This window comes from Cognatundibacterium rugosum (assembly GCF_014284365.1).
In the GTDB taxonomy this organism is placed as follows: Bacteria; Pseudomonadota; Gammaproteobacteria; order Burkholderiales; family Burkholderiaceae_D; genus Undibacterium; species Undibacterium rugosum.
Genome location: NZ_JACOGG010000011.1, coordinates 126636 through 149677, shown reverse-complemented (window position 1 = coordinate 149677; position 23042 = coordinate 126636). Strand labels below are relative to the sequence as shown.

Annotated in this window: 24 protein-coding genes; 5 read left to right on the top strand and 19 right to left on the bottom strand. The window is 51.3% G+C overall.

Features of this window, described 5'->3' with window-relative positions:
* Positions 1-2: 2 nt before the first annotated feature.
* The 6 genes from H8K47_RS11875 to H8K47_RS11850 form a co-directional block, all read right to left on the bottom strand.
* Complete coding sequence (locus H8K47_RS11875; RefSeq protein ID WP_186881622.1) at positions 3-899, bottom strand: phosphoribosylaminoimidazolesuccinocarboxamide synthase; 897 nt, start codon at positions 897-899, stop codon at positions 3-5.
* A gap of 158 nt (positions 900-1057) precedes the next feature.
* Positions 1058-2122, bottom strand: a complete 1065-nt coding sequence (gene fba / locus H8K47_RS11870; RefSeq protein WP_186881621.1) for a class II fructose-bisphosphate aldolase — start codon at positions 2120-2122, stop codon at positions 1058-1060.
* 221 nt (positions 2123-2343) lie between these two features.
* Positions 2344-3774: a pyruvate kinase gene (gene pyk, locus H8K47_RS11865; protein WP_186881620.1), complete on the bottom strand. Its 1431-nt coding sequence runs from the start codon at positions 3772-3774 to the stop codon at positions 2344-2346.
* Positions 3775-3992: 218 nt separating this feature from the next.
* A complete protein-coding gene (locus H8K47_RS11860) occupies positions 3993-5186 on the bottom strand; it encodes a phosphoglycerate kinase (protein WP_186881619.1) in 1194 nt (397 codons plus the stop codon).
* Between the two features lie 239 nt (positions 5187-5425).
* Positions 5426-5749, bottom strand: coding sequence for an AzlD domain-containing protein (locus H8K47_RS11855; RefSeq protein WP_186881618.1), 324 nt, complete (start codon positions 5747-5749; stop codon positions 5426-5428).
* Positions 5742-6470, bottom strand: coding sequence for an AzlC family ABC transporter permease (locus H8K47_RS11850; protein WP_186881617.1), 729 nt, complete (start codon positions 6468-6470; stop codon positions 5742-5744). Before H8K47_RS11850 ends, H8K47_RS11855 begins: the two co-directional genes overlap by 8 nt.
* Positions 6471-6769: 299 nt before the next feature.
* On the opposite strand from H8K47_RS11850, the gene H8K47_RS11845 reads away from it, so the two are divergent.
* The 4 genes from H8K47_RS11845 (at position 6770) to H8K47_RS11830 (ending at position 9068) form a co-directional block, all read left to right on the top strand.
* A complete protein-coding gene (locus H8K47_RS11845; protein ID WP_162020566.1) occupies positions 6770-6970 on the top strand; it encodes a zinc-finger domain-containing protein in 201 nt (66 codons plus the stop codon).
* A 28-nt stretch (positions 6971-6998) separates the two neighbouring features.
* The gene (locus H8K47_RS11840) at positions 6999-7430 is read left to right on the top strand and encodes a YybH family protein (RefSeq protein ID WP_186881616.1); all 432 of its coding nucleotides are present in this window, start codon (positions 6999-7001) and stop codon (positions 7428-7430) included.
* Between the two features lie 3 nt (positions 7431-7433).
* Positions 7434-8390 (top strand): YheT family hydrolase, encoded by a 957-nt coding sequence (locus H8K47_RS11835; protein ID WP_186881615.1) that lies wholly within the window; start codon positions 7434-7436, stop codon positions 8388-8390.
* 72 nt (positions 8391-8462) lie between these two features.
* On the top strand, positions 8463-9068 hold the full coding sequence (locus H8K47_RS11830) for a DUF2946 family protein (protein WP_329604170.1): 606 nt from the start codon (positions 8463-8465) through the stop codon (positions 9066-9068).
* Between the two features lie 13 nt (positions 9069-9081).
* On the opposite strand, the gene H8K47_RS11825 is transcribed toward H8K47_RS11830, so the two are convergent.
* The 10 genes from H8K47_RS11825 to H8K47_RS11780 form a co-directional block, all read right to left on the bottom strand.
* Entirely contained in the window at positions 9082-10101 is a 1020-nt protein-coding gene (locus H8K47_RS11825) for an aromatic ring-hydroxylating oxygenase subunit alpha (RefSeq protein WP_186881614.1), read from the bottom strand.
* The gene (locus H8K47_RS11820) at positions 10098-10742 is read right to left on the bottom strand and encodes a NeuD/PglB/VioB family sugar acetyltransferase (protein WP_186881613.1); all 645 of its coding nucleotides are present in this window, start codon (positions 10740-10742) and stop codon (positions 10098-10100) included. Before H8K47_RS11820 ends, H8K47_RS11825 begins: the two co-directional genes overlap by 4 nt.
* A 3-nt stretch (positions 10743-10745) precedes the next feature.
* Complete coding sequence (locus H8K47_RS11815; RefSeq protein WP_186881643.1) at positions 10746-11504, bottom strand: SDR family NAD(P)-dependent oxidoreductase; 759 nt, start codon at positions 11502-11504, stop codon at positions 10746-10748.
* A complete protein-coding gene (locus H8K47_RS11810) occupies positions 11504-12565 on the bottom strand; it encodes a ketoacyl-ACP synthase III (protein WP_186881612.1) in 1062 nt (353 codons plus the stop codon). Before H8K47_RS11810 ends, H8K47_RS11815 begins: the two co-directional genes overlap by 1 nt.
* 1 nt (position 12566) lies before the next feature.
* Positions 12567-12791 (bottom strand): acyl carrier protein, encoded by a 225-nt coding sequence (locus H8K47_RS11805; RefSeq protein WP_186881611.1) that lies wholly within the window; start codon positions 12789-12791, stop codon positions 12567-12569.
* Between the two features lie 24 nt (positions 12792-12815).
* Positions 12816-13856: a 3-oxoacyl-ACP synthase III family protein gene (locus H8K47_RS11800; protein ID WP_186881610.1), complete on the bottom strand. Its 1041-nt coding sequence runs from the start codon at positions 13854-13856 to the stop codon at positions 12816-12818.
* On the bottom strand, positions 13853-14980 hold the full coding sequence (locus tag H8K47_RS11795) for a DegT/DnrJ/EryC1/StrS family aminotransferase (RefSeq protein ID WP_186881609.1): 1128 nt from the start codon (positions 14978-14980) through the stop codon (positions 13853-13855). The genes H8K47_RS11800 and H8K47_RS11795 overlap by 4 nt, the downstream gene beginning before the upstream one ends.
* Positions 14977-17007: an O-linked N-acetylglucosamine transferase, SPINDLY family protein gene (locus tag H8K47_RS11790; protein WP_186881608.1), complete on the bottom strand. Its 2031-nt coding sequence runs from the start codon at positions 17005-17007 to the stop codon at positions 14977-14979. Before H8K47_RS11790 ends, H8K47_RS11795 begins: the two co-directional genes overlap by 4 nt.
* A 141-nt stretch (positions 17008-17148) precedes the next feature.
* The gene (locus H8K47_RS11785) at positions 17149-17445 is read right to left on the bottom strand and encodes a hypothetical protein (protein ID WP_186881607.1); all 297 of its coding nucleotides are present in this window, start codon (positions 17443-17445) and stop codon (positions 17149-17151) included.
* Between the two features lie 173 nt (positions 17446-17618).
* Positions 17619-19193 carry a M48 family metalloprotease gene (locus tag H8K47_RS11780; protein ID WP_186881606.1) on the bottom strand — a complete coding sequence of 525 codons (1575 nt, stop codon included), beginning with the start codon at positions 19191-19193 and terminating at the stop codon, positions 17619-17621.
* A gap of 22 nt (positions 19194-19215) precedes the next feature.
* On the opposite strand from H8K47_RS11780, the gene moaC reads away from it, so the two are divergent.
* Positions 19216-19734: a cyclic pyranopterin monophosphate synthase MoaC gene (moaC, locus tag H8K47_RS11775; RefSeq protein WP_186881605.1), complete on the top strand. Its 519-nt coding sequence runs from the start codon at positions 19216-19218 to the stop codon at positions 19732-19734.
* A 60-nt stretch (positions 19735-19794) separates the two neighbouring features.
* Here the strand turns inward: moaC and H8K47_RS11770 are convergent, their stop codons facing one another.
* The 3 genes from H8K47_RS11770 to H8K47_RS18400 all read right to left on the bottom strand — a co-directional run bounded on the left by H8K47_RS11770 (position 19795) and on the right by H8K47_RS18400 (position 23012).
* A complete protein-coding gene (locus H8K47_RS11770; protein ID WP_186881604.1) occupies positions 19795-21498 on the bottom strand; it encodes a PglL family O-oligosaccharyltransferase in 1704 nt (567 codons plus the stop codon).
* Positions 21499-21606: 108 nt separating this feature from the next.
* Positions 21607-22365, bottom strand: coding sequence for a TfpX/TfpZ family type IV pilin accessory protein (gene tfpZ / locus H8K47_RS11765; RefSeq protein WP_186881603.1), 759 nt, complete (start codon positions 22363-22365; stop codon positions 21607-21609).
* Positions 22366-22544: 179 nt separating this feature from the next.
* Positions 22545-23012: a pilin gene (locus H8K47_RS18400; RefSeq protein WP_186881602.1), complete on the bottom strand. Its 468-nt coding sequence runs from the start codon at positions 23010-23012 to the stop codon at positions 22545-22547.
* Between the last annotated feature and the right edge of the window lie 30 nt (positions 23013-23042).

The following is a 23042-nucleotide window of genomic DNA, read 5'->3' as shown; positions in this document are numbered from 1 at the left end:
GATTAGGCCTTCAAGGTTTCACCAGTCAGACGCTGCAGCGCTTCCTGATACTTGGCCGAGGTGTTGGCAATCACATCCTGAGGCAAGGCCGGTGCCGGCGCGGTCTTATTCCAACTGGTGATGGTTTCCAGATAATCGCGCACAAACTGTTTGTCAAACGAAGGCGGAGAGATACCGGTCGCGTAGGAATCCGCAGGCCAGAAGCGTGAAGAATCGGCAGTCAGCACTTCATCCATCAGATGCAGTACACCATGTTCATCCAGACCGAATTCAAATTTGGTATCGGCGATGAGTATGCCACGTGTCGCTGCATACTCAGATGCTTCAGTGTAGAGCTGGATACTGATGTCGCGGATTTTCGCCGCCAGCTCAGCACCGATTCTTTGCTCCATCTCAGCAAAGCTGATGTTTTCATCGTGCTCACCCATTTCTGCTTTGGCAGCCGGTGTAAAAATAGGTGCAGGCAGTTTCGCTGCTTGAGGCAAACCGGCAGGCAGCGTGATGCCGCAGACCGCGCCGGTTTCCTGATAATCCTTCCAGCCGGAACCGATGATATAACCACGCACCACTGCTTCCACCATAATAGGCTGCAGGCGTTTTGCGACCACGGCACGGCCACGTACCTGCTCCACTTCATCGGTTGCCACCACGGACTCAGGAGCAATACCAGTTAAGTGATTTGGCACGATATGGCCAAGCTTTTCAAACCAGAAATTTGCCATCTGATTCAGCACGCGGCCTTTTTCAGGAATAGGCTCGTTCATAATCACGTCGAAAGCCGACAGACGATCGCTGGTCACGATCAATAATTTGTCGTCGCCGACTGCGTAGTTATCACGGACTTTACCGCGACCGAGCAATGGCAGGGAATGGAGAGTGGAATTGATTTGGGTTGTCATGGTGATTTCGATACTTTGGATACTGCAGTTTGTGACTGTCTGTGATTCAGACCGAAGGCAGATTCACACTGTGCTCTGCCAGACCATCCAGTGGCCCCGATTCTGAATCAGTAAAAATGCGCAGGGCGCATTATCTGCGCCCTGGTGACTACTTCAGCTTAGTTGACGATCTGCGACAACGCGCCTTTTTTGTATTGCTCTGCGACTTTTTCGAGTGCCATCGGCTTGATCTTGGCAGCCTGACCTTCGCAACCGAAAGACAGGTAACGTGCTTTGCACACCAGCTTAGCTGCTTCGCGTGCTGGCTTCAGGTAGTCACGCGGATCAAATTTGCCCGGATTTTCAAACATGAAGCGACGGATTGCACCTGTCATCGCCAGACGGATATCGGTATCGATATTGATCTTGCGTACGCCATGCTTAATACCAGTGACGATTTCTTCAACTGGTACGCCATAGGTTTCTTTCATGTCGCCACCGAACTGACGGATCTCTTCCAGCAGTTCCTGAGGCACGGAAGAAGAACCATGCATAACCAGGTGGGTGTTAGGAATACGTGCGTGGATTTCCTTGATACGGTCTATCGCCAGGATATCGCCGGTAGGTTTACGGGAGAACTTGTACGCGCCGTGTGAAGTACCGATCGCAATTGCGAGCGCGTCACACTGGGTGGCTTTTACAAAGTCTGCCGCCTGATTCACGTCTGTCAGCAATTGTTCACGGGTCATTTTACCGTCCGCACCATGACCATCTTCCTTATCGCCCATCATGGTTTCCAGCGAGCCCAACACACCGAGTTCCGCTTCAACCGTCACACCAATCGCGTGCGAAAATTCCACCACTTTGCGTGATACTTCCACATTGTATTCGTAGCTGGCGACAGATTTACCGTCTTCCATCAGCGAGCCATCCATCATCACAGAAGTAAAGCCGGATTTGATCGCTGCCATACACACTGCAGGCGACTGACCATGATCCTGATGCATGACAACAGGAATATGTGGATAGGCTTCAACCGCAGCTTCGATCAAATGGCGCAGGAAGGCTTCACCAGCGTACTTACGCGCACCAGCCGAAGCTTGCATGATCACAGGTGCGCCGACTTCGTCCGCAGCCTGCATAATCGCAGTAACTTGTTCCAGATTGTTGACGTTAAACGCAGGCAGACCATAACCGTTTTCGGCAGCATGATCCAGCAGTTGACGCATGGAAACGAGAGGCATAATAAACTCCAGAAGGTCGATAAAAAAAACGATACTGCTTGTGGTCCACACCCGGCATGATTTCCGGTACATCTGACGCAGCAACGCAACAAGCAAAACTTCTTCAGCGAAACGGATACCACAGCGATGGCGGCCCGCTACAGGGCACCTTGTCCGCAGCGATTTGATCGCGCTGAGTACTACAAATTCTGTCCTTTTCTATGCTGAATGGCAGACGCCGCTCAGCCACCCACTTTCACAATTTTAAGTGCATTGGTACCACCGACCTGGCCCATAGGCTCACCCCAGGTCACCACAATCATGTCACCTTTGCTGACGACACCCTTGTCCAACAAAACCGTTTCTGCCGCATTTAAGACTGCATCACGATCCGTGGAAGACGGTAAGGCGAAAGTACGCACGTTACGGTACAAGGCAGCTTTACGCTGAGTTGCAATACTTGGCGTCAGCGCAAACAGGGGTACGTCTATGCTGTGACGGCTCATCCACAGCGCAGTAGAACCGGACTCAGTCAGCGCAACGATCGCTTTTACCCGTAAATGATGGGCCGTGAACAACGCACCGTAAGCAATTGACTGGTCGATGCGGGTAAAGGTCAGATTCATGAAATCCGCATCCAGCTTGGATTCCTGAAATTTTTCAGCTTCCAGACAAATCGCCGACATGGTTTCCACGGTTTCTACCGGATATTTGCCGGACGCTGTTTCAGCCGATGCCATCACCGCATCTGTGCCATCCAACACCGCATTCGCCACGTCGGATACTTCAGCACGGGTAGGCACTGCATTGACGATCATGGACTCCATCATCTGGGTCGCTGTGATCGCCAGCTTATTCGAGGCGCGTGCCATATTAATCATGCGCTTTTGCAGCGCAGGCACCGCTGCATTCCCGACCTCAACCGCCAGGTCACCACGCGCCACCATGATGCCATCCGATGCATCCAGAATTTCCTGCAACACCGGAATCGCTTCAGCACGCTCTATCTTGGCGATCATCATCGGCTTGTGGTTATACGGCTCGCCAGCGATATTCGACAACTGACGTGCCATTTCCATATCAGTGGCATTTTTTGGAAAAGACACCGCAATGTAATCCGCCTGAAATGACATCGCCGTCTTGATGTCTTCCATGTCTTTAGCCGTCAGCGCCGGTGCCGTCAGGCCGCCGCCCTGACGGTTAATACCCTTATTGTTCGACAATTCACCACCGATTTTAACGATGGTGTGAATTTCATTGCCTATAATTTTCTCAACGATCAAAACGATCAGGCCATCGTTGAGCAGCAAAACATCGTCAGGTTTGACGTCGCGCGGCAAGGCTTTGTAATCCAGCCCGACCCGCTCCTGATTGCCTAAGGTGCAATCTGCATCCAGAATAAATTTATCGCCATTCGCAATCTGAATTTTAGAATGCTCAAACTTACCGATACGAATTTTCGGCCCTTGTAAATCGGCCATAATCGCAATTTCGCGTCCACACTCAGTCGCAGCCTGGCGCACCATGGTCGCACGGTCGATATGATCCTGTGCCTTACCATGTGAAAAATTCAGCCGCACGACGTTCACGCCAGCTTTGATCATACGTTTTAACGTATCCGGATCATTGGAAGCAGGTCCTATCGTAGCAACGATTTTGGTAGCACGTGACATCGGGTCTCCTGAGTAAAAAATTCAGTTTTTAGTATTGACGAATAATGCGATTACATATCGTAGCGATTACCAATCACTCGCTGACAAACTGCACGCTGATAACGTGTCTTATATTTTGACCGGCACCGCATTAAAAACGATACCGGCTTGTGCATATGAGGCAAAACCCAGATGGAAAGCAGACAAGCGGCCAGCTAGCCCACAGTCCACCATGACAATCAGCCTGCGGCGCGCTGCAACAGAATGTCTACTGCAGGCAGAGTTTTACCTTCCAGGAATTCCAGGAAAGCGCCGCCACCAGTAGAGATATAGCCAACGCGATCAGCGATCTGGTACTTAGCAATCGCTGCCAGCGTATCGCCGCCACCGGCGATAGAGAAACCGGAAGAGTCGGCAATTGCATTCGCCAGCACTTGAGTGCCCTGGCCAAACTGGTCAAATTCAAACACACCGACCGGGCCATTCCAGACGATAGTACCGGACCGACGTATCTGTTCCGCCAGCTTGGCAGCCGTTTCAGGGCCAATATCGAGGATCATGTCATCATCAGCCACGTCAGCCACGGCTTTCACTGTTGCCACCGCGGTCGGGGCAAACTCTTTGGCGCATACCACGTCAGTAGGAATCGGTACCGAAGCACCGCGCTTAGCCATCATATCGATAATCGCCTTAGCTTCTTCGACCAAATCCGCTTCCGCCAGCGACTTACCGATTTTCAAACCGGATGCCAGCATGAAGGTATTGGCGATACCGCCGCCTACGATCAGGTTATCGACTTTATCTGCCAGAGATTTAAGGATAGTCAGTTTGCTGGATACTTTGGAGCCTGCCACGATCGCGACCAGCGGACGGGCTGGCTGACCGAGCGCCTTGCCCAGCGCGTCGAGTTCAGCGGACAGCAAAGGACCTGCGCAAACGACAGGTGCGTATTTAGCGATACCGTGGGTGGTAGCTTCTGCGCGGTGCGCAGTACCGAAGGCATCGTTCACATACACGTCGCACAAAGCTGCCATTTTCTGCGCCAGTGCGTCGTCATTTTTCTTTTCGCCTTTATTGACGCGGCAATTCTCCAGCAATACCACTTGACCAGGTGCGACGTCGACGCCGTCCAGCCAGTTCTGTTTCAATGCAACTGGCAAGCCCAGCAATTCAGACAGGCGCTGTGCGACTGGTGCCAGACTGTCTTCAGGCTTAAATTCGCCTTCAACCGGACGCCCCAAATGGGAAGTCACCATCACGGCAGCACCGGCTTGCAAAGCCTGCTGTATCGCAGGTACAGAGGCGCGGATGCGGGTGTCTTCGGTAATCTGACCGGCATCATCTTGTGGAACATTGAGATCAGCACGAATAAATACGCGCTTGCCCTGGAGCTGATTAGCTGCGATGAGATCGCTGAGTCGGTTGAATTGCATCGTCTTTTCAGTATCAAAGTGAGGAAATCTGCGCTCCGTTCTGAATGAGATCGCCGTTACGGGCTGGACCCTATGCTGTCGTGCAAGCCTGAAGCATTGCAACTTCAGCAATTACGGCACGTTTTTTCTCAGAAACTGGAGTGAATTCGCTATTTTACCAAAGCGTCAGCCGTGGCTATAGCGTTTTCTTGGTTTGATACCACTTTTATCCCGCAGGCCGCAGGCAGGCTTGCACCAACCTATTGCCCCAGCCTGAGGTAAGTGAACACGGCCATCCCAAACAGGATAGTGTGCAGCATATTGCGCCTGACCAGAAAAAAGGCGGTTGCCAGCAAGCCGGCCACTAATCTGGGCTGATTCCAGCTGATTGCCAACTGACCTTGCAACATCAGTAAATCCGGGAATATCAGCGCAGCCAGTGCGCAGGCGGGTGCGTAACGCAAGCCATCCTGCACCCGCTTAGGCAATTGCACCCGGCTGCCGACCAGCCAAAAACCACTGCGCGCAATAAAGGTAGCGAGTACTAACAAAGCAATCGTCAGCCAGACATCGAGATCACGCATCGCGCTGCTCCCCGGCGGCACGCGAAGGCGTACAGTATTCTTCAAACAACATCGCGGCTGCCATCCCAACTACAACAGAAAACAGTAAGCCCAGCTTATAAGGCCAAGCAAAGGTCGCGAGTGCTGCGACACCGGATACCAGCACCCCCACGGTCGCAGCACGGTTGAGTATCAGGGGCAGCATGACACAAAGTATCGCTAACGTACCGGCGAAACCCAGCCCCCAGGATTCCGGCACCTGACTGCCTGCCAGAATCCCGATAATGGAACCGGCCTGCCAGGACAGCCAGTTAGGGAAAATCAAGCCCTTCAGATAAGTCAGCTTCCCTTTGGCATCGCTGAGCTCAGGGTATTTCTGTAAAAACAGGCTGACCGACAAGTCGCCTGAGGTATACCCCAGCCAGGCGCGGGTACGCAACGGCAGATGAGCAAAATGCGGCGCGAGTATCGCGGAAAAAATCACAAAGCGCAGGTTTACTGCCAGCGCAGTCGCAAAAATCACCCACAGCGGCGCATGTGCAGCCAGCAAAGGCAAGGATGCCAGTTGTGCTGAACCGGCAAATACCAGCAAGGTCATACCTAGCGCCTGCGATGTGCTGAGACCCGCTTTAATCATGGCTACCCCAACCACTAAACCCCAGGCAGCGATACCGAACCAGGTGGGCGCACCGGCTTGCAGCGCCTCTTTCCAGGCATCCTGATTTGTTTTAATCGATGTCATCGTTCTGACTTTAAGAAAAATTGTTCCACGTATGCTGCGTCGGGCAAGCAGCGCGCGTTGATATCGCTACGTTGTCGGACGACAGCGCCGCCCGCGCAGACACTGAATACCGAGTCTGATCAGTCGTGGCAGTCGGGCTTAGCGATAAAGCACCCCAACACGCGCAAGCAGCCCGGTATTCTAGCCGCGAATGAAAATCAGCGCAGAACGCTGACCGAAGTGGCGCAAATCCGTTAAAATCGCGGCTTAACGCTGACCCTGCCGGTCAGCTGACTGATGACACTTACAACGGAGCGCTTATGTCCACCCCAAATACTGCGAACAATGTCGTTGAACTGCAAGCCAAAGACCTGCCTGCACATTGTCCGAATCCAGCCATGCCATTGTGGTCCTCACACCCACGTGTGTTTCTGGATCTGTCTCACGGTGGCGAAGCAACCTGCTCTTATTGCGGCACCAAATACAAACTGGCACCCGGCACTGTACTCAAAGCGCATTAATCCGGCCTGTCCGAACCCGGATCAGAATATGCCAGCTAAAAAGCAAATGAACGGCAGCCCGGAAGAGACCGAAGCTGCCTTTTACGATGCCCTGAGCCGTGCTGACCTCGACACCATGATGGCACTGTGGGCAGAGGATGAAGAAATCGTCTGCATCCATCCCGGCGCACCACGCCTGATTGGACACGCCGCGATCAGGGCCTCATGGGAAGCGATTTTTGAACGAGGCGGTGTACAGGTACAGGCGCATCAAATTCATGCGACACATAATATGCTGACCGCTGTGCACAGTGTGATCGAGCAGATACAGCGCCCAAATGAACAACTGGCCGATATCCACATCCTGGCGACCAATGTGTACATGAAAACACCGCAAGGATGGCGTATCACCATGCATCACTCTTCCGTTGCAGCAGGCAAAGCACCACTGGATCTGTTCAAAGCCAGTACCTTGCACTAAACCATGAATTATCAAGCTCCTGCATGGCTGCCCGGCGGCCATCTGCAAACCATACTGCCAGCGCTGTGGATCCCGCGTCCTGCAGTCGCGTTAAGGCGCGAACGCTGGCAAACACCGGATCAGGATTTTATCGATGTGGATTTTCTCGATGGCCAGCCGGGTCAGCCTTGCGTGGTACTGTTCCATGGACTGGAAGGATCAAGCCAGAGTCATTATGCCCAGGCGCTGATGTATGCGCTGCAGCAGCGTGGCTGGTCGGGCGTGATTCCACATTTCCGCGGCTGCTCAGGCGAACTCAATCAGGCGCCGCGCTTCTACCATTCTGGCGACTCCAATGAAATCAACTGGATACTGCGCCGTCTGCATCAGCACTGGCGGACTCGGTATACGACAGCGCGTTTTTTTGCAGCCGGTGTGTCGCTGGGTGGCAACGCCTTATTACGCTGGACCGGTGAATCCCAGCATCAGGCCAGTCTGGCCGATGCGGTATGCGCAGTCTCTGCGCCGCTGGATCTGGCGCAGGGTGGCGCTGCTTTGTCTGGCGGACTGAACATGCTGTACACCCGCATGTTCCTGAAAACCCTGAAACCCAAATGTCTGGAAAAGCTCAGACAGTTCCCTGGTCTGTTTGATCAACAGCGCATGCTGGCAGCGCAAAATCTGTACGAGTTCGACAACGTGGTCACGGCGCCTCTGCACGGTTATCGGGATACCGACGATTACTGGCATCGCGCCAGTGCCCGCTGGATACTGAACGATATCCGCATTCCTGCGCTGGTACTGAATGCCAGGAATGATCCTTTCCTGCCAGGCCAGCATTTACCCCGCCAGGCCGCGCCTTGTGTCACACTGGACTACCCGCAACATGGCGGCCATGTGGGCTTTGCGACGGGTGGCTTCCCCGGTAAGCTGGACTGGCTGCCGCAAAAAATTCTGGGCTATTTTGAACAGTTTGTATAAGCGTTCAGACGGATATACAAGCTCAAAGCGTAACAGCACATGCCATAGCAAGGCGCATACAGAAACAGGTGAATGATGGATGAGATAGTCAAAGCAGCCATGACCAAATGGCCCAATGTACCCCATTGTTTTGGCTGGCTGGCACTCGATGCACGCGGCCAGTGGCGCATGCGCGATGAGCGCTGTCAGGCACTCGGCCTGCCCGGCGATATCATTCGTCACCCCAGTCTGATCAGCTTCATACAACGTAATTACACCCATGATGAGAACGGTCGCTGGTATTTCCAGAATGGACCACAACGGGTCTATGTCGATCTGGAAGCAGCGCCTTATATCTGCACTCTCTCACCAAGCCATCTGCAACTACATACAGGCACAGTTGTGAATCAGCTACATGAGGCAGTGATGGACGAAACTGGCCGGCTGTTTTTTATCAGTGAACACAACTTATGCCTGCTCGATGACAGAGACATCGCAGACTGCCTCGATCGTATCCGCGATCAACAGGCTCAGGCACTCAGCACTGAAGCATTGATGCACTGGATAGAAGAAGACGAGGCCAGTGATTTATGGCTGGAACTGCCGGGTATTACAGCCGCTGTGCGTCTGCGCAAAGGCAAGGTCCAGTCACTCAAGTCCAGCTATCCGTTTCAAGCGATGCCACGACTGGACAGCTGACAAGCTGGAGAGCTTAAACATCACCTGCACTGGCTACGCGCTGCAGGCTTTTTCTGAAATGAATAATTTTTTCTTCATCCACAGATAAACGGCTGACATCATTCCAGTCATAGCCCTGTATGGGGATACGGCTGCAAATGTGATGATCTTCACGGAAAACCTGACGGTTGACCTCAGCAGTGGATAGGAAAAAATGATCCATGCTGACGGCTGGCACACCTGCTCTTAACGAAGTTTTCAATAAGCGGCTGTAAAAATGGGTTTTTTGTTCTTGCGCAGAGGGGAAAAAATTCTGCAGCGAATACGAAAGGCCACAGGTAGACGTCAGCATCGTGAATGGGAACAGATAAATACTGATGTATCCGTCTATAGGCTCAGTTCGAGAAAATAAGCGCGCAGCTGACCTGAGTTTCTTAGCCACAGACGCATCAGTAATCTGAAAAGACGCTGTTGAATTGTCTGCGATATAGACATTGTCAGGATCAGACAAGCTTAAGCGCCCCAAGGTGTCAGTATGGACGTAGGGCGTATGCAGCGAATCCAGACCATTTTCAATGGCGATTTTCCAATCGCACTCGTAGGTATAGGCATTCCAGTCAGCACGTCCGTTAATATCCATGGAAATGGATGCGAGTTGTTGCGACAACTCTCCTAATTGCATGTCCAGCGTCTGCGCTGGCTTCACTGAGGCGAACAAAAAATCACCACACCATTCTGTCTTCAGCATACCCATGCTGACTTTGCTTAATTCACAGGCCTGGTATTTTTCGCGACTCGGTATCAGCAAGGTTCCGGCTTGAAATGTCCAGCCATGATAGGCACAACTGATAGGAGCATTGCCGTATTCGGCGTCAAAAAACCGCGCGCCACGGTGCGGACACAAATTATCGAAAACAATGATTTCGCCCGCATCGTTGGCTGCGACGATATCCTGTCCCAACCATTGTAGGCGCAGAAAATCTCCTGGCTGCGGCAATTCGGAACGATGGCATAACAAGTGCCAGTAATGGTCCCGTAATTTTTTATTCATCATGTCAGTGTCCTGGCGGGCTGCGCATAAACGGTAGTGTGCTCGCGCACGCGCCGGACCACGATGGCACCCGCACCTATCCTGGCGCCATCGCCCACAACCACCGACGGCAATACAGAAGCATGCGAGCCGACCAGTACCGCGCTGCCTATCTTCACATGCCCGGTCAGATCCACATGTGCACAAATGACGCTGGACTCACCGATTTCCACATCATGTCCTGCTCCGGAATGGGTGTTAATCACGACAAAATCCGCAAGCCGGGTATTGGCTGAAATCAGGCAGAACGGATAAATCACTACGCCTTCACCTATGCTGGCATTGGGTGCAACCACCACATTTGCATGGATGTAGGTGTAAAAACATGCGCCCTGTTTTTTGAGTGCATGTGCCACCGTCATCCTGGCCTGTGGCTCGCCTATCGCAAGCAGAACACGGTCTTCAGCTTCAGGCTGAAAACCAGCAATTCCACCAAGTACCGAGTAAGGAAAATCGGCTGAAAAACAGGCGGTGGGCGCTATCGTGTCATCAATGATGCCACGGATAACAACACGTCCACTAGCAATATCCGGCGCCAGCAGCGCCAGTAGTTCCTGGCCCATGCCTCCGGCACCAGCCAGTATGAGTTGAGTTGGGAGAGTCATCTTTTACCTTACTGAATAACCGCCATCGACAGACAAGCTGGTGCCTGTCATCCAGCGTCCGGACTCTGCCATCAGATAGATTACGGCGCTGGCAATGTCGTCCACAGTGCCGAATCCCAGCAAATGCTTTTGCTCATACGCGGATAAGGATTGCTCACCCAGTGTATGAGTCAGCTGTGCATGCATCGCTGTTTCCACCGCACCGGCAGCTATCGCATTCACACGAATGCGACGTGGGGCAAACTCAACAGCAAGTGAGCGCACCAGGCCTTCTATTGCCGCTTTCGCCGACGAATACAGCGCCATACCAGCCTGGCCGCGCGTTGCGGCCACGGATGACATCATCACGATAGCACTGCCGTCTTCCATCACACCGCGCAGCGACGCCGCGCGCGCCAATGCCATCGCCGACTTCACACTGGAAGCATATATTTCATCAAACTGCTTTTCCTTCGACAGTTTTGCGGGACGTAACATGCTGATACCGGCCGCATGGAACATGCCACTAAACGGGCCATGTAACTGTGCCGTTTTCTGTATCAGCTCAACGATGTGATCACTGCCATCCAACTCAGCTGGTACGCAGTAATGCCCTGATCCGGCTAAAGCTTGCAGGGTTTCGTCCAGTCTCGCCGCATCGCGTGCACTCAGACATAATCTGGCACCGCAAGACGCCATGGCAATCGCAGCTGCGCGTCCAATTCCTGATGAAGCACCTGTGACCAGTATGTGCTGTCCCTGCAAAGCGTTTTCATTAAATATCATGATTCAACTTCAATTAAGTCCGTCACCTGCAACAGACTGAGATCGCAACTGACCGCAGCCCAGGAATAACCAACGCCAAAACCAGCCATCACAACGCGTTCACGTAAGGCGGTTTGGCGACTGATATCGGTCAATAGTAAGGGAATAGAAGCGCTGGAAGTGTTACCGAAGCGCTGTAAATTCAAGGAAAACTGGTCTGCAGGAATTTTGAGTTTTTTTGCGATGTGCCTCAGCATGAAGGCATTTGCCTGATGAAACAGGAAATGCTCAGTACTTTCCAACGTTTGCCCTGAAAAACTCAGCAACTGTCTGACTAATGCCGGTACGCTGCTGATGGTGAAGTTAAATACTTGCGCGCCATCCATATACAAATAGTCGGGATTCAGCTGACTAAGACGTGCATCCTCTTGTTGTTCTGCACGTACCGGGCTGCGTGGCACCATCAGATGACGTGCACCGCCACCATCCGTGCCAATCACGTAATACGCGGGTTGAGCTTGCTCGTTATACTCCAGCGCAGTCGCAGTTCCGGCATCGCCGAACAATAGAGCAGTCGCCCGGTCCTCCGTATTAACCAGCTTGCTGGAGGTGTCTCCGGCCAACAGCAACACACGTTTGACAGCAAGACCATCAATTAAGCGTGAAGCAAGCCACAAGCCATACACATAACCGGAGCAACCCAGGTTAACGTCCAGTGCTGCACAATTCTTAGATAAGCCCAGCCTGTGCTGCAAGGTGCAGGCAGTCGCCGGCAAACGAAAATCCGGTGTTTGCGATACAAAAATGACCGCATCCACACTCTCAGCTGACCAGGCCAATTGACTCAATAAGCGACTTGCCGCAGCTTCCGCCAGATCGGCCGTGGTCTGATTGGGGCCCGCAATATGCCTGCGCTCGACACCAGTCATCTTGGTGATCTCATCAATCACCTGCGTATCAAAGCGGTCTGCGAAATCCTGATTCGTACAAGTTTGCTGAGGAACAGCACTGACCACACCGCGGATAGCAACGTGATCTACGCGAATCTGCAAGCCGGTCTGCGCATCAGTGGCACTCATATCAGTCTTTCTTCGCCGCGTCTATCAGCGCCAGAATGTCAGCAACAGTAGTGCATTTTGCCAGCGCCTGACCATCCAGCATCACGGAGTACACATCATCAACCAGCGCCATCGTCGATACTACCGCCAGCGAATCCCAGGCATAATCCTGCAGACTCAGATCCGGCTGTATCTGCGCGCTGTCCAGTTCCAGAATCTCCGCCATACCTTCAAAAAATTCTTGCATACCTTACTCCTGAAAATAAATTCTTTAACTTTTTACGATAAGTTTTTGATCGAACCGGATTATACAAGCGCCCCAGGAATAACCTACGCCAAAACCGGCCAGTAACACTGTCTTATGCTGCGCATTCCAACCTTTTTCTATGCTGATGGCCAGCGCCAGCGGAATTGATGAGGAAACCGTATTTCCCACATGTTCCAGTTCGATTAAAAAACGACCTGTAGCAATACCGATTTTCTTCCTGAGTGCTTCCAGCAAAAAGCGATTAGCCTGATGCAGTATCAGCATATCGATGCTATCCCAGCCCAAGCCGCCCAGCTCCAGGGTCTCGTTACATAGTCCGGGAATTTTTTGCAGCGTGAATTTCAATATTTCAGGGCCGTTCATATACAGTCTGGACGCATCCCTGACATTGCCTGCATGATCGGTAAATACAGCTGCATCCTCGCAGCCCATAGAGCGACAGCCGCTTTGCGGCACAATCAAATGCTCATAGCCACTGCCATCGGTACCCATGTTAAAAGCAGATATCGCTGCCAGCTCACCCGGTTTTGCCTGAATCAGCGTAGCGGTTGCAGCATCGCCAAACAAAGGCCGTACACTGCGGTCATTTTCTGCAATTAACTTGGTATAGGTGTCACCCGTCAGCAGTAAAACATTGTTCGCCATGCCTGACTCGACCAGGGCTTTCGCGACGGACAAACCATAGACATAGCCTGAGCAGCCCATATTCAAATCCAGCGCGGGACAAGCAGAAGTCAGACCCAATTGCTGATGAATCAGGCAGGCCGAGCTGGGTAGCAGGTAATCCGGCGTCTGGGTACAAAACAGTAAATAGTCGATGCTGGCCGGGGAAATGTCTGGTTCAGCAAATAGCTTCTTTGCTGCCTGTACAGCCAGGTCAGCTGCAGTCTCTCCAACTGCTGCGATATGGCGCTGACGGATACCGGTTTTTTCAAAAATCTTCTCGGCAGTCCACTCAGGGAATATCTGTGCCAGCTCGGCATTGTCTAAAATCTGTTCAGGCAATGCATAAGCAAGCGCCTGTATGCTGGCATATGCTTTCATGCCTCAGCTCCCTGCGCCAGCGCCAGAATCAGACTGACGATTTTTTGCTGCACTTCACGCGGCATGTCGGGATAAATCGGCAAACATAAAACACGTTCTGAGACTTTTTTAGCTTCAGGCAGGTTCGCAATATTGGCGGAAGCCAGATGCCGGTACATTTCAAATTCTGGTATCAATGGATAAAAATAGCGTCTGGGATGGATATCATGCTGTTTAAAGTGGTGATACAGCGCGTCGCGCGACACAGGAAATTCACTGCCAATTTCTATCGGAAAATAAGAAAAATTGGAACTCCAGTCAGCCGGCGTATGCAAAAAAGATATCCCTTTCACGTTCGCCAGTTGTTCGCGGTAATAGCGATCTATTTCGGCACGACTCTGTATCGCTGCGTCGACACGCTGTAACTGCAGCAAACCTACAGCCGCCTGAAATTCATTCATTTTCCCGTTGATGCCAATTTCGACCACACTGACTTCATCGACAAAACCAAAATTCTTTAAGTGATCGATATGCCGTTTGCTTGCCTCATCCGGTGAGACGATGGCGCCACCCTCGAAGGTATTAAACACTTTAGTCGCATGAAAACTTAAGACAGACAGGTCACCGGCACTCAGTATGCTGCGCTGACCCTGACGCACAGAAAATGCGTGTGCAGCATCATAGATAACTTTTAAACCGTGTTTATCTGCTATCGCCTGTATCGCCTCTATATTGCAGGGTATGCCATAGCAGTGCACAGGTAAAATCGCAGTGGTCTTGTCAGTGATAGCCGCCTCTATCAGATCAGGATTCAGATTCAAAGTGAGCGGGTCAATATCGACAAACACAGGAGTAATCTGATTCCACATCAATGCATGCGAAGTCGCGACAAATGAATATGGCGTTGTGATGACTTCACCACTTAAATGCAACGCTTTGAATGCAGTGATCAGAGCGATGGTTGCATTTGAAAACAAGGAAATATAAGGTACGTTTAAATAACGTGCCAATGCCAGCTCTAACTCCTGGTGCATAGGGCCACCATTGGTCAGGATGCCGGTTTGCCAGATTTTTTCCAGATAGGGCAGCATATCTGCCAGCGGTGGCAGACTGGGGCGCGTCACATATACCGACTCTTTGCTCATGTTGAGCTTTCTTCCAGTGGAAGGCAAACATAGCCCTCCTCCTGCCGCAATACCTCGAACGGCCGTGCAGGCTCACCCTGGCAGCGGACACCCCACATCTGGCGCAAGGCAGCATACAATGCATGCGCGACTTGCTCTGGCTGTAAAAATCCGGATTGTGCAAACCGCGCGCGCAATTGCATCCGTAATTCAGTCAGATAGCTGCGGTTTTCATTGAGCCAGACTGCTTTTGCTACGAAATCCTGCTCTGAGTCTGCAACGAAATGCTCGGCAATACCAACGTGCAGCAAGTTGGCAGCAGACTGCCGTCCCGGCGCTGTTTTTCCGGTCAGGGTTAACGTAGGCACCCCCATCCACATCGCATGGTTAGTCGTCGTACCACCGGTGTACGGGAAGGTGTCCAGGCAGACATCGACTTCTTTGTGCGAAGCCAGATAATCTTCCATATAGGTGCGGGTATAAAAATCCAGTCTGTCTGCAGAAATACCCTCTTCCTGAAACCAGTTAATCAAAAATTGGTAATCCATCAGCCCAGGCAAACCTGCCAGCTTCATACGTGCATCAGGTATCTCGCGTAGTACCTGGGCCCATAAAGCCACCACTTCGCGGCTAATTTTATTAGCACGATTAAAACTGCCAAAAGTCAGATACGCGCGTTGCAATAAAGGCGATGGTGATACATCCGGTGCCGCTTCAAACGGCAGAAAAGTCGTGGTAATCGGCAAACGAACGAGTTTTTCAGTGAAGCATGCATCAAACTCGGGGTAAGGCAAAAAGTGATGGTCTGCGATGAAGTAATCCATCTCTTGCAATCCAGTTGTTCCCGGATAACCGAGCCAGCTGACTTGCACCGGTGCCGGACGGCGTGCAAACGATAACAGGCGATGCCATTGCGTATGACCAGACAAATCAATCAGGATATCAATCTCATCGTCTACCACCACTTGAGCAAACTGCTCGTCGGTCAAAGCAGCTACGTTTTTCCAAAGTGGTAAGAAAGTACGCAAACGTGCACTTGCCTCATCTTCTTCCGGGAAATTATAGAAAATATGTAGTTCCACATCCGGAACAACTGCCAAAGCGCTCAATAAAGGCTCTATAAAAGACGTAACCGCATGCCCACGTAAATCCGCACTGACGATACCCACGCGCAGTTGCTTGTCGGCTGAGCCTGCAGGCTCATGCTGATAGCGCGCAGAATGTAATGGCAATTCAAATTTAGTCGCAAATTCTTTGTGTTGCGCAAACAAGTCTTGCGGACTGGTATGCACATCGTGAGATAGCTGGAATAACAGTTGCGTGTAGACAGGCACTGAATCTGGGCTTTGTTGCAACGCGTGGCGACATACTTCCAGTACTTTATCTAAGGCCCCCATGCGCTGATAAACTGTGATCAAACCCTGGTGAGCTAATTCAGATGCCGGGTCCATCTCCAATATGCACTCAAATTTCTCTATCGCCTTGGCATGCGCCCTTTGCTCAGAATAAGTGAGCGCCAGATTACGGTAAATCTCAGGATTACCCGGCGTCAGCGTCAGTGCTTTTTCATAACTGGCGACAGACGCCTCTGTTTTACCCAGTTCAGCCTGCACATTTCCGAGCGCGATATAGGCATGAACAAATGAAGGATCCAGCGCCAGCGCGGTCTGGAACGCAGTTTGCGCCGCTTCCGGCTGAGCCGCGAGCATATAGGTACGTCCCAGATTGAAATGCGCGCCAACATAATCTGCCTGCTTAGAAATCGCCGTACGGTATTCGCGCAAGGCATCATTAAAGCGACCTACGGAAGTGTGAATATTACCTATATTCAGATGGGCGCGTGCCGATTGCGAGTCTGTACTGCTTGCCTGGCGGTACTTCTGTAAGGCCAGATCAGACTTACCCTGCTCTTCGAGCGCATTTCCTTCCTCAATCAGGCCTATGGCCAGTTGCATTTCCTTTTCACGCTGACTCGATACGGGGTCAACGAAAGAGCTGTGGCTCTCTTTTTTACTCAGAAAGGCGCGGAGGCGTTTAAGCAAAGTCATGTTTTATCTAGGGTGAAAAAAGGTAACACGAACGCAGCGCAGGACTAATACTGGTTTTCGCCCGCAAGGCATAGTGATACTTAATTTGTACATGAATCAAAATACCCAGTCACGGGCTTCATGAACTATGAAGTCAGAGTCCTATAGCTGCCGGGTCAGCCAACTGACCAATTGATCGACCTGCTCCCTGTCCAAGCCTGCGTCCTTCAACTTCCATTGAAAAGCATTACTCAATGCGGCTTTCTTATAAACGTTTAACGAATGACTAGTTGTAAAAGTTCGTAACTGCGCCTGCAATTTCAATAAAAGCTCTGCCTGCTTCATTCCCACATTTTTTTTTGTACGTGATTTCCCTTCAACCAACACACGCTCAAGATAAAACTCAGCCAATGACACACCAAACTGCTTACTCTCTTTTGCATTAAACCACGCGAACATGAAAACTCCTTAATTTCTCTTTTTTACTTAAAAGCAATATATATGCCTACTCGCAAAAACCAAATGGAACCTGTTTTTTCAAAAAATACCAAATTGGTGCGGCAAATAAGTGAAGAAATGTGGCAGACCCTGTTATTCAACAAAGTTGCGCAACCAGTGAAATCAGAACCGGACTATTTTTTATTCTTTTCAGTCAGTTCTTCCTTATGCGCTTCTTTCCATTCGCGTTCGCGGGCATCTATCACGGATAACTCGTAATACTGCGCGTCTTTCTCGCGCCTGGCCAGCTCCAGTTGCTGCATGGCGGCTTTCCAGTTGACCTGGATTGCATAGGCTTCGGCCAATGCGATGTGTTGCAATGCCTGCTTGCCCTGCGCAGCATAGACTTTAGCTAACAGATTCTGCAAGCGTGCGTCCTGCCGGTACAGCACGACCTGATCACGTAAAAAAACTTCAGCTTTCGCTTCCTGTTTCGCGGCAATCAATGCCTCCACATACTGGTAGACCAAGCCACGCGACAAGGGCAGCTGTTGCATAGACTTTTCTGCATCCGCAATTGCCTGGGGATAGCGTTTTTCGGCCACAGCGATATCAATCGCCAGACTGGCAAACATGCTGCTACGGGTCAACGTCGATTGCGCTGACTTACTTTGCTCAGCCAGCTTTCTGGCTTCGTTGTACAGCGTCTGTGCCTTCAGCGTATCTAACTGCTTCAGAGCGACGAAGGCTAAACCATAGGTAGCCGCAATTTTGTCTTCCGTGCGTTCGGATTTGATTTGCAGATCAAATGCGGCTTTGCTGTCCATCAAGCCCTGTACCGTCGCGTCTTGCAAGACCCGAATACGCGCCTTCAGTAAAAAGAAGTCGATACTGTCTTCGACCTGGCGATAGCGCTGATCCAGCACCCTGGCCTGGATATCAGCGATACGATCGCTGGTCAGCGGATGGCTGCGCAAATAGGCGGGTGCGTTATCGGTATAATTTCGCATTGAGGCTTGTAAGCGGCCAAAAAAAGCAACCATGCCATTGGTGTCAAAACCGGCATCCCGCAAAATCTGAAAGCCGATGCGATCAGCCTCCCGTTCAGCCTCGCGGCTAAAATTCAATTGTTTCTGGATAGCGAGCCCCTGCCCGCCAGCGGCCACTGCCATCGCGGCATCGGGGCTGGAGCGGGCAGCTAAAATTGCCAGTGCGAGTGCAGCCAAAGGGATAAACGCATCATATTTCTGACCCGCGATCATGCGGGCTATATGGCGTTGTGCCACATGACCAATTTCGTGCCCCATCACAGATGCGAGTTCTGATTCCGATTGCGCAGCGAGTATCAGGCCGGAGTGAAAACCAATAAAACCGCCAGGAAAGGCAAATGCGTTCAATACCGGATCACGCACCGCAAAAAATTCAAAATCATAAGATTGCTCACCACGCGCATCAGGTCGCGCATCTAACATGCGGTTACCAAGCCGATTCAGATATTCCGAAACTGGGCCATCATCCATATAATCCGGATCACGCCGCACACTGCTCATGATCTGTTCACCCAGGCGCCGCTCCATCAGCGGCGACAAGTCTTCCCGTGCCGTATCCCCCAGGTTAGGCAGGTTTTGCGCCTGCACACTGGCGGACCTGCCTGCAGGATAAATACAGCTAGCGAGTATCAAGCCCATCGTTGCCAAGCGCCCGATTTGTGTGATTTTTTTTCTGATCAGCGCACCACGCGGCGACACTGCTGGATATACTCCGGACATCTTACACTGATCCTCTCAAGCTATGACTATAGAAGCGCAATCGACAGAACTGACTCATTTCGACCAATCAGGACAAGCACATATGGTCGACGTGGCGGGAAAACAAGATACGCACCGCACTGCGGTTGCCAGTGGATCAATACGCATGCAAGCGGCAACACTAACCATCGTCACGCAGGGCAATGCAAAAAAAGGCGATGTCTTAGGCATTGCACGTATCGCAGCAATTATGGCCGCCAAGCGTACCAGCGATCTGATTCCTTTATGTCATCCGCTACCACTGACACGGGTCAGTGTTGATTTTAACATCGTGGCAGAGAAGGCAATGATAATCTGTACTGCACAAGTGGAAACCATAGGAAAAACTGGCGTAGAAATGGAAGCACTGAGCGCCGTCCAGATAGGCTTACTGACCATTTACGACATGTGCAAAGCAGTGGACCGCGGTATGGTGATGAGTGATATCCGGGTATTGGAAAAACACGGCGGGAAATCGGGTGACTGGACCAGCATGATTGATGCCGCACCCGCCCAGACTTGAGCATGGCGCGGGTCCACTACCGCCTGGCGATGGCCTGCGCCCCGCATTACTGCTCATACCTCAGGGGGCATCTCTGGCAGGAATCCTGTTGATAACGGCCTGGAATGCGGGCTCTTGCCGCGCTTTTGCCTGCCAGTAATCAAAATATTCCACATAAGCCTCAGGATGCAAACGCTGCAGCGTTTGCATCGCGCGTACGCCCTCGTCGGGGCGATGATTCAACACATAAACTTCCGCCAGCTTATTGAGGTTGTGCACAAAGCCGAAACGCTCAACCCAAAAGCGTAACTCCCCGATCTCAGCATCCGACATACCAGTGTGAGGCTGTATCTGAAATAAATGAAAATAAGCATAAAACTGTGGAAACACCGTGTATGCGGGCTGTTGTAGCTGACTCTGCAGCTGATTCGCGACAGGATCGACCCTCAGCACCTTAAAGGCACGGACTACCCGCATATAATCCCAGGTCAGCAAAGTTGCAGCCAGTAGCGCGATCAGGACCAGCGTACGGGGGTAAATCGCAGGCACTGCATAGACTGAAACAGGCCAGCGGCGCTGATGCAATGCCCCCATCATCAACGCCAGCGGTAACAGGATGTAGGCATACCACAGTGGAAATTCCACCAGGCTATGGACCGCAGCCGCAATCAGGCACAAGCCAGCGAAACGCACAAAAGAAGACTGAGCAGTACGTACACAAGCGTGCCAACACCACCACAACAAGCCAGTTGCCAACAGGATAGTGACCGGAAATCCCATCTCCGCCGCGAAATTCAACAAAATATTGTGTGCATGTTCGGCATAGGTAGTGGATGGCAGATCAGCCGCAATCTGTACCTGGCCGCTCCCGAAGCCAAACCAGCCTACACCTGTCCACGGGTGAGTCTGTGCCAGTTGCCAGGCTTGCTTCCACAGACCAAGACGCTCGGAGCGACTACCAACGACATGGTCAACAACAGACGCGCCGGCCAGGCCGATGGCCGCAACCAGCTTAGGAAGCAGCAGCACCGAGATCGCATACCCTATCACAAAGCTCAATGCAGCAGCCGGATGCAAGCGCCGTCCGGCGGCATCAGGCAAACTCAACACGATGGCAAAAGCAGGGACGATAAGCCAGCCTATGCGCGATTGTGTCAGTACCATTCCTGCCAATAAAATTACACTGAATACCAGCGCCACCGCACGACTTAAGCGAACTTCACGATATAAAAACCAACAGGCAGCTATTGAAAAACTCAGCACCAGAGCGAGTTGATTGGGTTGCGCCAGATTCGCATAAGGCCGCTGAAACACGCCTGACTTGCCCATGTACATCAACAAAGGCCCCAAATACCAGCCCATAGCTTGCACCACCTGTATCAGCACCGATACCAGGCCCGCCAACAAAAATGCAATCGCCAGTATCAAGCCCAGCCTTTCGCATTGCTCATTATCGGAGGCACAGCCCGCACCTAGCATCGTAGCGAGCGCAGCCAGCAAAAAATAGGCAGATGGCAACAAAAGCTCATACCAGGGCTGATGGTTGGACAAGCCATACTGCAAGAAGATCAGTAGCACAATAGATGTAAAACCTGCGGCGATGGCATTCAAGCGCCAACGGAAGCCTGTGATACCAGCAGCCATCCAAACGCTGACTAACAAACCCAATATGATCGCCAAATCATTAAAATAGGAGCGCAGGGGATGCAGGTGCACGGGTGTCAGAAATGCGATCACCATACCCAAAGTAAATGGGAGTGCTGCTAAAACAAGTTGTGGTTTCATATTTCGAAAAAGAAATTGCAAAAGCCGCTTTGGTATTTGCAATATAAAGCCCGCGATGCCGGCTTGCGACAAAGACGATTACCGCAATTTGCATTGAACAGGAAAGAGTCAAAAACCGTCAAGTTTAACAAATCCTTTTACTGCCGAGCTCTCCGCATCCACCAAAACTGACCACTCAGTACCTCTGGCAATTAAAGGCACAAACCCTAAAGCCGTATCTGGCAAACCTGATTCTTGCACTGCCCTGTCAATCAGGGCTTTCTGCCCTGGATATTTTGAGCGCAAAATGGACAGTGGTTTAGCGAGCAGTTTGACCTTTTCGGCTGACTGTTCATAGTTCTGCCAGAAGGATGGTCGGACACCAATATCTGCGCCCGCGAAAGCGGTGAAGGTCGCGTCAGATTTTTCTTTCGCATCTTTAAATTCTCGGGCTCCCAATATTATGGGACCAGTCAAAGACAATTTCCGCAAGCCCGGGGATGCCTGCACTAATTCTTTTTGCTCGACTTCCGCTGCACTTACCAAACGGAACTGACTACCCTCGAAGACCAAGGCAACCGGACGCGCGACAAATACTGTATGTACTCCATAGATCAGAGCAGAAGCTTGTAACAACGCGATCACGCTGATATCACGCACTAGTTCTGTCCGGCTTTTTACAGGATTAAAGACGACTAGCGTCAATAAAGGGCCAAGTACAATATCTACCCCAGCCACCAGAATAATCAGTTTGAGGCCTCTTGCGATTTCCGCGTACTGCCCTGGATACCATAACAACAAAATCAATGCAGTAACGACACCAGCAATCACACCTGAAACTAACAAATGCAAGGTTGCCGCCTTTAATCTAGGTTTTCCTGTACTCATAATTAATTCAGCTTTGCCATCTGAGGATCAATAGCAGCATTGTACTGCGCTGTTTTTTGTACATCTATAGCTAGGACGTAACGAATTTGTTTCACCAGCTACGCATAAAAAATAAATAAAAAAACACAAGGCACCCTCGGGTGCCTTAAGAAAAATACACAACGAATCGCTCACGCAATTTATTTACAGGCTTGCGGCAACCATTTTTTATCAACCGTTGTTACGCCATTTCCTGACGAACAATTCCAGGTTTGCCCACCATTAGTAGTTGCCAAACCAACAATTTCACTACTTGCCTGACCAGCTTGCATTGTTGCCTTGATTATACCTGATGGAAAAGTACCCGTTACGCTCGGCGTCACCGTCGCGTATTTGCCGGACAAAGTCGCGACGATATTGGTCGCTGCGACCGTTGAGCTGGAGGTTACCATCGTTGGCCAGGAAGAATTTTCATACCCATAGGCCGCCACAGCGCCTTTCAAACCTCCCAGTAATTCGACCGCTTCCGCGACCTGGGCACGCGTGGTGTAGTCGTTATACGCTGGCAATGCAACGGCAGCCAGGATACCAATGATAGCGACCACGATCATTAGTTCGATCAAGGTAAATCCACGCTGAATGTTTTTTAATAATCTTCTTGATTTCATTTTTCACCCTCCCCACAGGAAACATCAATG

Bases quoted from the DNA above. Each gene is read 5' to 3' on its own strand.
- H8K47_RS11875 (WP_186881622.1), bottom strand. From the start codon at position 899: ATGACAACCCAAATCAATTCCACTCTCCATTCCCTGCCATTGCTCGGT.
- fba (WP_186881621.1), bottom strand. From the start codon at position 2,122: ATGCCTCTCGTTTCCATGCGTCAACTGCTGGATCATGCTGCCGAAAAC.
- pyk (WP_186881620.1), bottom strand. From the start codon at position 3,774: ATGTCACGTGCTACCAAAATCGTTGCTACGATAGGACCTGCTTCCAAT.
- H8K47_RS11860 (WP_186881619.1), bottom strand. From the start codon at position 5,186: ATGCAATTCAACCGACTCAGCGATCTCATCGCAGCTAATCAGCTCCAG.
- H8K47_RS11855 (WP_186881618.1), bottom strand. From the start codon at position 5,749: ATGCGTGATCTCGATGTCTGGCTGACGATTGCTTTGTTAGTACTCGCT.
- H8K47_RS11850 (WP_186881617.1), bottom strand. From the start codon at position 6,470: ATGACATCGATTAAAACAAATCAGGATGCCTGGAAAGAGGCGCTGCAA.
- H8K47_RS11845 (WP_162020566.1), top strand. From the start codon at position 6,770: ATGTCCACCCCAAATACTGCGAACAATGTCGTTGAACTGCAAGCCAAA.
- H8K47_RS11840 (WP_186881616.1), top strand. From the start codon at position 6,999: ATGCCAGCTAAAAAGCAAATGAACGGCAGCCCGGAAGAGACCGAAGCT.
- H8K47_RS11835 (WP_186881615.1), top strand. From the start codon at position 7,434: ATGAATTATCAAGCTCCTGCATGGCTGCCCGGCGGCCATCTGCAAACC.
- H8K47_RS11830 (WP_329604170.1), top strand. From the start codon at position 8,463: ATGATGGATGAGATAGTCAAAGCAGCCATGACCAAATGGCCCAATGTA.
- H8K47_RS11825 (WP_186881614.1), bottom strand. From the start codon at position 10,101: ATGATGAATAAAAAATTACGGGACCATTACTGGCACTTGTTATGCCAT.
- H8K47_RS11820 (WP_186881613.1), bottom strand. From the start codon at position 10,742: ATGACTCTCCCAACTCAACTCATACTGGCTGGTGCCGGAGGCATGGGC.
- H8K47_RS11810 (WP_186881612.1), bottom strand. From the start codon at position 12,565: ATGAGTGCCACTGATGCGCAGACCGGCTTGCAGATTCGCGTAGATCAC.
- H8K47_RS11805 (WP_186881611.1), bottom strand. From the start codon at position 12,791: ATGCAAGAATTTTTTGAAGGTATGGCGGAGATTCTGGAACTGGACAGC.
- H8K47_RS11800 (WP_186881610.1), bottom strand. From the start codon at position 13,856: ATGAAAGCATATGCCAGCATACAGGCGCTTGCTTATGCATTGCCTGAA.
- H8K47_RS11795 (WP_186881609.1), bottom strand. From the start codon at position 14,980: ATGAGCAAAGAGTCGGTATATGTGACGCGCCCCAGTCTGCCACCGCTG.
- H8K47_RS11790 (WP_186881608.1), bottom strand. From the start codon at position 17,007: ATGACTTTGCTTAAACGCCTCCGCGCCTTTCTGAGTAAAAAAGAGAGC.
- H8K47_RS11785 (WP_186881607.1), bottom strand. From the start codon at position 17,445: ATGTTCGCGTGGTTTAATGCAAAAGAGAGTAAGCAGTTTGGTGTGTCA.
- H8K47_RS11780 (WP_186881606.1), bottom strand. From the start codon at position 19,193: ATGTCCGGAGTATATCCAGCAGTGTCGCCGCGTGGTGCGCTGATCAGA.
- moaC (WP_186881605.1), top strand. From the start codon at position 19,216: ATGACTATAGAAGCGCAATCGACAGAACTGACTCATTTCGACCAATCA.
- H8K47_RS11770 (WP_186881604.1), bottom strand. From the start codon at position 21,498: ATGAAACCACAACTTGTTTTAGCAGCACTCCCATTTACTTTGGGTATG.
- tfpZ (WP_186881603.1), bottom strand. From the start codon at position 22,365: ATGAGTACAGGAAAACCTAGATTAAAGGCGGCAACCTTGCATTTGTTA.
- H8K47_RS18400 (WP_186881602.1), bottom strand. From the start codon at position 23,012: ATGAAATCAAGAAGATTATTAAAAAACATTCAGCGTGGATTTACCTTG.